10 protein-coding genes and 1 pseudogene are annotated in these 9,690 nt (G+C 37.5%); 7 read left to right on the top strand and 4 right to left on the bottom strand.

Going from position 1 to position 9,690, the window contains the following annotated elements:
- Window positions 1-36: 36 nt before the first annotated feature.
- A pseudogene (locus FJQ98_RS15745) lies at window positions 37-1,355 on the top strand (IS1380 family transposase).
- Window positions 1,356-1,503: 148 nt separating this feature from the next.
- On the opposite strand, the gene FJQ98_RS15740 reads toward FJQ98_RS15745, so the two are convergent.
- The 3 genes from FJQ98_RS15740 to FJQ98_RS15730 all read right to left on the bottom strand — a co-directional run bounded on the left by FJQ98_RS15740 (window position 1,504) and on the right by FJQ98_RS15730 (window position 2,944).
- Window positions 1,504-1,899, bottom strand: a complete 396-nt coding sequence (locus tag FJQ98_RS15740) for a DUF2812 domain-containing protein (protein ID WP_082340460.1) — start codon at window positions 1,897-1,899, stop codon at window positions 1,504-1,506.
- Window positions 1,886-2,173 (bottom strand): PadR family transcriptional regulator, encoded by a 288-nt coding sequence (locus tag FJQ98_RS15735; RefSeq protein ID WP_053597360.1) that lies wholly within the window; start codon window positions 2,171-2,173, stop codon window positions 1,886-1,888. The genes FJQ98_RS15740 and FJQ98_RS15735 overlap by 14 nt, the downstream gene beginning before the upstream one ends.
- Before the next feature lie 144 nt (window positions 2,174-2,317).
- Complete coding sequence (locus FJQ98_RS15730; protein ID WP_053597359.1) at window positions 2,318-2,944, bottom strand: YczE/YyaS/YitT family protein; 627 nt, start codon at window positions 2,942-2,944, stop codon at window positions 2,318-2,320.
- A 165-nt stretch (window positions 2,945-3,109) separates the two neighbouring features.
- On the opposite strand from FJQ98_RS15730, the gene FJQ98_RS15725 reads away from it, so the two are divergent.
- From FJQ98_RS15725 to FJQ98_RS15715, 3 genes are all read left to right on the top strand, one after another.
- Complete coding sequence (locus FJQ98_RS15725; protein ID WP_053597350.1) at window positions 3,110-3,532, top strand: pyridoxamine 5'-phosphate oxidase family protein; 423 nt, start codon at window positions 3,110-3,112, stop codon at window positions 3,530-3,532.
- A 522-nt stretch (window positions 3,533-4,054) separates the two neighbouring features.
- Window positions 4,055-5,806, top strand: a complete 1,752-nt coding sequence (gene ade / locus FJQ98_RS15720) for an adenine deaminase (RefSeq protein WP_053597348.1) — start codon at window positions 4,055-4,057, stop codon at window positions 5,804-5,806.
- Window positions 5,807-5,919: 113 nt separating this feature from the next.
- Window positions 5,920-6,324 carry a hypothetical protein gene (locus tag FJQ98_RS15715; protein WP_201406477.1) on the top strand — a complete coding sequence of 135 codons (405 nt, stop codon included), beginning with the start codon at window positions 5,920-5,922 and terminating at the stop codon, window positions 6,322-6,324.
- A gap of 182 nt (window positions 6,325-6,506) precedes the next feature.
- Here FJQ98_RS15715 and FJQ98_RS15710 read toward each other — a convergent pair whose 3' ends face one another.
- On the bottom strand, window positions 6,507-7,064 hold the full coding sequence (locus FJQ98_RS15710; RefSeq protein ID WP_053597346.1) for a flavodoxin family protein: 558 nt from the start codon (window positions 7,062-7,064) through the stop codon (window positions 6,507-6,509).
- A gap of 113 nt (window positions 7,065-7,177) precedes the next feature.
- On the opposite strand from FJQ98_RS15710, the gene FJQ98_RS15705 reads away from it, so the two are divergent.
- The 3 genes from FJQ98_RS15705 (at window position 7,178) to FJQ98_RS15695 (ending at window position 9,672) form a co-directional block, all read left to right on the top strand.
- Window positions 7,178-8,068: a LysR family transcriptional regulator gene (locus FJQ98_RS15705; RefSeq protein WP_053597345.1), complete on the top strand. Its 891-nt coding sequence runs from the start codon at window positions 7,178-7,180 to the stop codon at window positions 8,066-8,068.
- Between the two features lie 271 nt (window positions 8,069-8,339).
- Window positions 8,340-8,687, top strand: a complete 348-nt coding sequence (locus tag FJQ98_RS15700; RefSeq protein WP_053597344.1) for a PadR family transcriptional regulator — start codon at window positions 8,340-8,342, stop codon at window positions 8,685-8,687.
- Window positions 8,674-9,672, top strand: coding sequence for an HAAS signaling domain-containing protein (locus FJQ98_RS15695; protein WP_053597343.1), 999 nt, complete (start codon window positions 8,674-8,676; stop codon window positions 9,670-9,672). The genes FJQ98_RS15700 and FJQ98_RS15695 overlap by 14 nt, the downstream gene beginning before the upstream one ends.
- Window positions 9,673-9,690: the final 18 nt, after the last annotated feature.

The following is a 9,690-nucleotide window of genomic DNA, read 5'->3' as shown; positions in this document are numbered from 1 at the left end:
GCGACTAAACATCAACCAAAAGAAAGGATTCTTATGATGACTACTTTAACGCAAAATACCCTACATTTCAACCGTTCCATTAAATTATCTAATGATGGAGGCATGCTTTCTTCTGACACCGGGGAATTGATTTTCCGTGAATTTGATGAAAAAATCGGCTTTTCTCAAACAATCGCTAAGCATCTCCAATTAAAAGATGATCGCACGTATTGCATTCATGAAAATGAACAGCTACTTCGTCAAAAAATTTATCAGCTCATCGCAGATTATCATGAGGATGATGCAGCGGACCGTTTAACACATGATCCGATTTTCACACAAGTGCTTGGTATACCTGCACTTGCTTCTCAACCGTCGTTATCAAGATTCTTCAAGCGCTTTGATACGCAAGCACTACATCAACTTCAAGTGGCGAATCAGGGGTTACTTGATAGAGTTCATCATGCCCGACAATCAAAAGCACTGATTTTTGATTTAGATTCCACCCATTCTGATACATACGGAAACCAAGAACATTCATCCTACAATGCGCATTATCGTATAATGGGCTTTCATCCACTGGTCGTATTTGATGGGCTAACAGGTGATTTCTTGAAAGCACAATTACGCCCAGGAAACGTTTATACTTCCAATGGTGTCGTAGATTTTATGCGTCCACTTATCGAACATTATAACGAAGTTTTTCCTGAAAAATCGTACCTTGTCCGTGGTGATAGTGGCTTCGCGGTGCCTGATCTATATGAATTATGCGAGAAGGAATCCGTGTACTATATTATTCGTTTAAAAGCGAACCCCAAGTTAAAAGCTCTTGCGGAAGAATTGCATCCTACACACGAAATCCGTGATGTGTCCGTAACAGAAAGCTATGTCGAAGAGTCCATTTATCAAGCCTCTTCTTGGTCGAAGCCTCGTCGTATTATCATTCAGTCCACTCGTCCAGCCGGTGAACTGTTCTTTTCTCATGCCTTTTTTGTGACAAGTCTTGGTGAAACCTTTTTCACCACAAGCGATTGTCGCATCATACAAACAGCGAGGTACAATGGAAAATTTCATCAAAAGAAGCGAAAGATGGCTTTGGTTTTGATCAGATGAAAAGCCATGATTTCCTTGTCAATGAAGCACGGATGATGTTAAGTTTACTTGCCTATAACTTCACGAACTGGCTACGTACACTCAGTTTCCCGAAAAAATATAAGGGGATTCAAATCCAAACCATTCGCACACGTTTGATAAAAGTCGCAAGTAAATTAGTGAAGTCTGGACGTTCACTGTATTTTAAAATGTCCTCAAGTTTTGTCTATGAGCGCTTCTTTTGGGACGTCCTGACCAGGGTGCAACAGCTAACATTCAACTAAATAGCCCTTTTTAAAAAATCGAACCCACATCAAGGGGGAAGTCTGCCCTAAAAATAGGTTTTTTGTACAAAACCCAACCTGATTCTCAATTTACTAAACCACTTACTCCTAATTATTTTCCTCAATTCTGAAAAACTAGCCAAATTCCCTAAATCTCAGATGGCTGTGAATAATTCAGGGAGAATATAGCCAAATTGCTGGAATGCTTCATTAATCGTTTATATTTAGCAATTTGCGAATCATGATCAGAAAATAATTCATCGTTGCCATCTTTTCTTTTTAACCAATAATAGGTACCGTCATACGATTTTTCTTTTAATGCTTGCCATCCAAAATCCTCATATAACTGTTTATAGTTAGATCGCTCTTCTCTCCGAAGATCCTGCTGATAATCAATACGGATAACTTGTTCAAGATCAACCGTATTTTTAAATGTATAAAAACCGGCAGAATTTATGTTTGTACAAACCCATCCTTTGAACAACATATGATTTAACCATTGCTCTTCTTTTTCGATATCAAAAAAGATTTCAAACTTTATCATGCTCATCTGCTCCCTCATATAAAGATAAAATTCGCTGCAATCTTTCTTGCTCGGCCGCTAATATGGCTAGTCCCTCAGCTGTTGTTTGATAAACCTTGCGTCTCGTATCTTGGGTCTCTACAGGCGAAATCCAATGATATTTCAACAAATTTTCAATAGCTCCATACATAGTCCCAGCCGCAATTCTTACACTACCAGCGCTCATTTCCTCGATTTTTTGCATCATCGCATAGCCATATAGCGGTTCACGTAAGGCGAGTAGAATATAATGCATGGTTTCAGATAAAGGTAGTAATTTATGTTTTTTCACAAGTTCACCTCATATACAGTTCAACTATATAGTTTGATTATATACAGTTGAACTGTATAATGCAACCGAATAAAAAAAGACAATGCACTTTTGCATTGTCTTGTAAGCCTATACCACAGCGCTTTTCACGCCAGTCCATCTTAGAAATAATTTTTCATTAAACGTTAAAGCAAATTGTACAATCGGTCCGAGTCCGAAAGCCATTAGCACAGTACCAACCCCGATAGGACCACCTAGTAAAAAGCCGATTAAAGCGACAGTTACTTCCATAGTTGTTCGAGAGCGTGTGACACTCCAGCCAAGCTTATGGACCATTAGAAGCATTAATGAGTCACGAGGACCAATCCCTAAATTTGCCACCATATACATACCGCAACCCCAGCCAAGTAATAGTAAGCCGCATACATATGAAAGTAGCTGCATCCAAAAACCATCTATATCAGGAAGCAAATAGTTAAAAATATCAATAAAAATTCCTGCTAAAAACATATCTATAAACGTACCCGGCAGCGGAAACTTCTTTGTTACTACTATATCAAATGCTATTATGGCTAGTCCGATGAGAATGGACCAAGTACCAATAGTTAATCCCAATGTTTTTACTAGTCCAATATGTAACACATCCCACGAACCAACACCAAAAATCTGACCTTTAATTGTCAATGTTATACCTAAGGATAAAAGCAAAATACCCGTTAAGAAGAACAGACACCGTGTGAAAAATGCTTGCTTCATCATTATAACCCTCATTCTAAAAAATTCATGTTGTCCAGCAAATTATTATAGCAATAGATTAAGAAAAATCACCGAAGATTATTATTTCATATTTTTCAAAAAAAGGCGGATTAGGTTAGTGAAGGTAGGGCAAAATATAAGTGATTATGAAAGGTTGGGATAACATTGACATCTGCACGAGATGAAATATTAGAAGTTTTAAATCGAGAAAAAATAGGAACGATGGCAACAGTTGAGAATGGCAAACCATATTCACGATACATGACGTTCCAAAATGAAGATTTTGTGTTGTACACAGTGACGAATAAACATTCTGAAAAAATGGAAGAGCTTCGCAAAAACCCGTATACCCATATTTTATATGGATACGAAAATGAAGGCTTTGGGGATACGTATGTTGAAATTGAAGGAAAACTAACAGAAATTCATGAGGAAGGAATAAAAAATAAGTTAGCCGAGTTTTTTACAAGCATTTTCGTTGGTAATCAAGATGAAATGATTACACTAAAAATCGAACCGATTCGTATGCGTCTAATGAATAAAAAAGGGGAGCCACCTAAAGAACTTGAATTTACAAACGACCATTAAGATTTGATCACTGTCTGATTATGTATTGACTGCTTCACCAATACAACAGAGGAAGAGTTTGGCGAGGAACATACGAAAAACAGCGATATATTGCCATTTAATTGGTAATGCGAATGAAGATAAGGTATATTTAACTATAGGAGATATATTTACAAAGATGCGGAGGGGTTGTTTCATGAAACTTTTAAATAGTAATTTTTTTATGTTTATTTTGGCTTTTGTCATTGCTATACCATCTGTCAACCTTTCAGTAACGACTGATTTTAAAAATCTAATTTATCTTTCTATTTATTTACTGATTTTAACTTCAGCTGGATTTCTGACAATAAAGTATTTATTTAAGATTTTTAATTTAGCTGTTTTGAAATTTAGTAAGAACTAAAAATTACAAGCTTCTAGCTATAAAAGAGAAGTCAACTCATTCATTATACGAGTTGACTTTTTTATTTATCAACGTTAAATGTTTGCAATCATTAGTAATTTTTTGCATGATAATTCATAAAGAAAAAAGGAGTGCAGAGAATGACTAACAAACTACAACAGCTTGCACAAAATATTTTAACATCACAAGGGAAAATCGAGGCGGACTTTATTTTACGTAACGCACAAATTGCAGATGTCTTTACATTGACGTGGAAAAAAGCAGATATAGTCGTTAACAATGGACAAATTGTGGCGCTTGATACAATGAATAGATGTAAAGCTAAAAAAGAAGAGGATGCAGCAGGAAAATATGTTGTACCTGGACTGATTGATGGACATATACATATTGAGTCGTCAATGCTAACACCTGCAGAATTTAGCCGTGTACTGATTCCACATGGCATCACAACTGTCCTTACAGATCCGCATGAAATTGCAAATGTTGCGGGTGCTGAAGGTATTCAGTTTATGCTTGAAGATGCCAAAAAAGCAGAAATGGATATTTTTGTTATGTTGCCATCTAGTGTTCCGGGCACACATTTTGAAAATGCAGGAGCAACGCTGACAGCTGCTGATTTAGAGCCCTTTTTAAAGCATGAAGATGTGCGAGGATTAGCGGAGGTTATGGATTTTCCTGCTGTTTTAAATGGGGAAGCGGGTATGCTTGAAAAAATTATGCTTTCACAGCAGGCTAATTTAGTTGTAGATGGGCATTGCGCGGGCTTAAATAGCCATCAAATTACTGGTTATCGCGCTGCTGGTATCCATACAGATCATGAATGTGTAACTGCACAGGAGGCTGCTGATCGCGTAGAGCAGGGGATGTATGTACTAATACGTGAAGGCTCAGCAGCAAAAAATTTACGTGATTTATTGCCCGCTGTCAATGCGACAAATGCTCGCCGTTTTGGCTTTTGTACGGATGATAAATACGTTGACGAGCTAATGGATGAAGGAAGCATTAACTTTGACGTGGCAATGGCCATTGAGGAAGGGATGGAGCCGCTACAAGCCATTCAGCTTGCCACTGTTAATACAGCTGAGTGTTATCGTTTATATGATCGAGGCGTGTTAGCACCAGGCTATAAGGCGGATTTTGTATTAATCGAGAGCATCGACAATATGCGTGCAAAGGCAGTTTGGAAAAATGGCGTAAAGGTTGCTGAAAATGGTGCGATGTTAACGAATCGCACTGAACCTAATGTACCTGCACATATCCATCGTTCTGTACATTTACCGCAAGTAACGAAGGACATGCTCAGCATTCCATTCCAAAAAGGTACGAAGGCGAATGTAATGGAAATTATACCAAATCAGCTTATTACGAACCATTTGGTAATAGATGTACCTGTGAAAGATGGTGTATTTGTACCGTCAGTTGAACAGGATTTACTAAAGCTAGCAGTTATTGAGCGTCATCATAATTTGCATACGGCAGGTCTAGGCATTGTGAAGGGCTTTGGTTTACAAAAAGGGGCAGTGGCCACTACTGTAGCTCATGATTCGCATAATGCATTAGTAGTTGGTGCGAATGATGAAGATATGTTACTTGCTTTATCACGCATTCAAGAAATTCAAGGTGGTTTTGTTATTGTAGCTGATGGAGAGATTTTAGCGGAAATGCCTTTAACAATTGGAGGCTTAATGACTGACGTACCAGCTGATGAAGCTAAAAAGCAATTAGCAAGTCTGCATAACGCCTTACACAAGCTTAATCCAACACTAGATTTCCATTTTTTATTGACGTTTTCATTTGTCGCATTACCTGTTATACCTGCTTTAAAGCTAACCGATACAGGGTTATTTGATGTTACAACATTCCAGCATATTCCGGTAGAAGCGGAAGTTTAACATATAAAAACTATTATGTAATGAAATTAAGGTGTCCTATTAAATAAAGTATGACAGCTTTGCAAAACTAGGGGTTGATTTCCATTCCGGCTGGTCGCTTTCCTGGAGGGTCGATGAGCTGCTTGGGCCAGCAAATGTTTTCTGTGCGAAAGCAAAGCAACAGCAGCAAATGTTTTCTGTGCGAAAGCGAAGCGACAGCAGCAAATGTTTTATGTGCGAAAGCGAAGCGACAGCAGCAAATGTTTTATGTGCGAAAGCGAAGCGACAGCAGCAAATGTTTTATGTGCGAAAGCGAAGCGACAGCAGCAAATGTTTTATGTGCGAAAGCGAAGCGACAGCAGCAAATGTTTTATGTGCGAAAGCGAAGCGACAGCAGCAAATGTTTTATGTGCGAAAGCGAAGCGACAGCAGCAAATGTTTTATGTGCGAAAGCGAAGCGACAGCAACAAATGTTTTATGTGCGAAAGCGAAGCGACAGCCACAAATGTTTTCTGTGCGAAAGCAAAGTGGCAACGTAGCGTCAGCAACAACAGATATATAATCGCTGACACAGTTATTAGTTATTCTAATTGATTATGGCAAGTAGCCTGGAACGGAAACTCCCTCATTTAAAGCGACACAATTCTCACCAAGATTTCCTCGACCATTTTGTTTTCATAATGAAACGACCTAAAAGCATAGCCGCTTTCAGGTCGTTTTTTTAAATGGGATAGATTCGTGCTTTTAACTGCTTATTTAAAATGGATGCCTGCGCTAGTGCCTGTGCGTCATGACTAATCTCACCTGGTTTGTTTGCTTCCCCAATAATATACGATGAGAACGGCATTTTTAAGAAGTCAAAGATGTATTGGAATTGTTGAATCATTGGTAGACCCTTTATATATGGGTCGTCACCACCGACAGCAAGAACAATAGCTTCGGTAGTTTGTAATTTTTCCTTTAGCTGTGGAAAACGCTCATCTCGAATTGCTTGACTGAGTCGATCCACCATGTTCTTCATGAGTCCCGACATGCTGTACCAATATATTGGTGTTGCAAAAACAACGATATCACTTGTTAAAAACGCATCGATGATTTGATCATAATCATCATCTACAAACTGAAAGCCATTGTCATCATGACGTAAATCGTTGATGGGCTCAATCGTTAAATTTTTTAGATCGATTTTTTCATGATTGATGCCCTCTAATACATAATCAGCTAGTTGTTCACTATTACTACCGGCTCTAGAGCTTCCAATAAATGCGGTAATGTTCATATGAAGCCTCCTCTGTCATTCAAGTTATAACTAGTGTAAACTTATTTTTATTATCGATAAAGATGAATGTTTCGATGAAATGTATCGAAAAAAACGATTTAGAGGTGAAGTAGATGGATATGAAACAACTACAAACGTTTTTAACAGCTTCAGAAACGTTAAGTTTTACGCAGACAGCTCAACTACTGGATTATGCACAGTCAAGTATAACAGCACAAATTAAATCGCTTGAAGATGAGCTAGGTGTTGTTCTTTTTGAGAGGCTGGGAAAACGTATTACCCTTACGGAGGAGGGCAAGCGATTACAACAGTATGCTCAAAAAATGCTAGATTTAAATGTGGATATGAAAAAAGCTGTATTAAGTGAACAAGCACAAGTGGTGTTAAAAATAGGTGCACAGGAAAGTCAATGTGTGTACCGTCTTCCGAGTATTTTACAACAATTTCAGAAAGCCCATCCACAAGTAAAAATCATTTTTAAGCCTGTACATACAACCGAAATCGCCAAAGATTTATTGCAGTCAGGCAATCTAGATATAGCGTTTATTACAGATGCCTATAAGGAAACACCTATGTTACATCGTGAGCGACTTATTCAAGAGCAATTAGTATTTGTCAGTGCACCTACTGATAGCAACGCGGAAAGAGATGTATTTTCTTTACAGCAACTATCAAATGAAACGATGCTTCTGACGGAAAGTGGTTGCTCCTACCGTAATCAATTGGAAGCTCAGCTACAGCAGGAAGGTACGCTACCAATACAAATGATTGAATTTGCAAGTATTGAAGCCATTAAGCAATGTGTGATGGCAGGCTTAGGTATTTCATTCTTACCCAAAATGGTGGTGGAGAAAGAGTTAGAAAACTATAGCTTAAAAGAACTGACTACATCAATGAATTTAGCAGAAATCTTTACGGATATCGCTTGGCATAAGGATAAACACATATCTCCGTATCTCGCTGATTTTATGGAGATTGCCATGAAGATGTATAAGAAGTTTTAAGAGCTTGTTATACCCGGACTGGTGAGAAAAAGATGTAGGCCCCTGAAATAGGGTATCGTTTTAAAACCTAAATTATTTTATAAAGAGGAAACCACAATTTAGACCTATCTAAATTTGTGGTTTTTTTCATTTCAACTTTTACTGTAGATTCAATTTTCCGGTATTTTTAAATAATACAGAATTTTGATTAATTTCGTCACAACAATAGTGTGCGATGCATAGTATAGAGTAAATACTGTATGACATTTAGTAATTAAAATGAGGTGGGTGGATGAGTAATTTATTGAATTCATTAACTACAGAGCTTAGGAGAGGAACGTTGACATTGGCAGTTTTAAGTCAATTACGAACGCCTCAGTATGGATATTCACTTGTTTCATTATTGGAAGGGTTAGGTGTTTCTATAGATCAAAGTACCTTATATCCATTGCTTCGTAGATTAGAGAAACAGGAGTTGGTGTCGAGTAGTTGGGATACATCTGAGAGTAGACCTCGTAAGTACTATGTTTTAAGTGAATATGGGCTAGAGATATTTTTACAGTTGAAAAAGGAATGGATAGAGAATTCGAAAGAGCTGTATAACCTATTGAAAGGGGAGGAAGACGATGAATTTAATTGAGGTTTATATTCGAGAAGTTGCTCAAAGGCTTCCTGAAAAAAAACGTGAGGATATTATACTTGAGTTACGGTCAAACATAGAGGATATGCTGCCAGATGATTATAGTGAAGAAGATGTAAAAGAGGTTCTTGAAAAATTAGGAAGTCCAGTGGCATTGGCAAGTAATTATCGAGATTGGCCAATGTACTTAATTGGTCCACGCTATTTTGATGTATATATGACTTTACTTAAAATGATTTTACCGATTGCTGCTGTCATTTCGTTAATCGCAATGACTACCGAATATTTTATTGGATATAGTGGGGAACAAGCGGTTTTAAATATTGGTTTGAACCTTATGACTGAAGGAATTCAGAGAGTCATTGAAGTAGGGATCCAAGTATTCTTTTGGCTAACACTTATGCTTGTTGTATTGGAAAGAACAGATAAAGGAAGAGGTGGGCAGCCATTAACAGCACGCTTTAAAGAATGGACGCCTGATGATTTAAAAAATAAACCTTATATTCCTAAGAAAAAAGCAATATCAAAGTACGAAGTCTTTTTAAGTTTAATGTGGACTGGGATTTGGGCAACATTTTACTTTTATGCGAATTATCTTGTAGGTGTATATGAAGGAGGGAGAGATGGACTTGTATTTGTGACTCCCACTTTCAATCAAGAAGTTTTGCTTCGATATTGGCCTATCGTTGTTATTGTAATAGGTTTAGAAATAACATTATCCCTTTATAAATTAATCAAGCGGCAATGGACGAAAAGAATGGCAATATGCAATACGGCCCTACAGCTAATTGGCACTATTGTATTTATTGTAATACTATTAAATCCCAATTTACTAAGCCAAGATTTCATTATGTATATGTCGGATTTATTTGCTACTACTACTAATCAATTTAAAACGTGGATAGTAGGTGGTGGAATTTCCCTCTTTATGATAGCTGCCGCATACAATGTATTTGATGGCTTCCGTAAAGCTAACATTCATTAATTCAGATATGCTTATTAA

Source organism: Lysinibacillus agricola, from assembly GCF_016638705.1.
GTDB classification, from domain to species: domain Bacteria; phylum Bacillota; class Bacilli; order Bacillales_A; family Planococcaceae; genus Lysinibacillus; species Lysinibacillus agricola.
The sequence above is the reverse complement of the archived record's forward strand: the minus strand, read 5'-3'. Positions and strand labels throughout refer to the sequence as shown.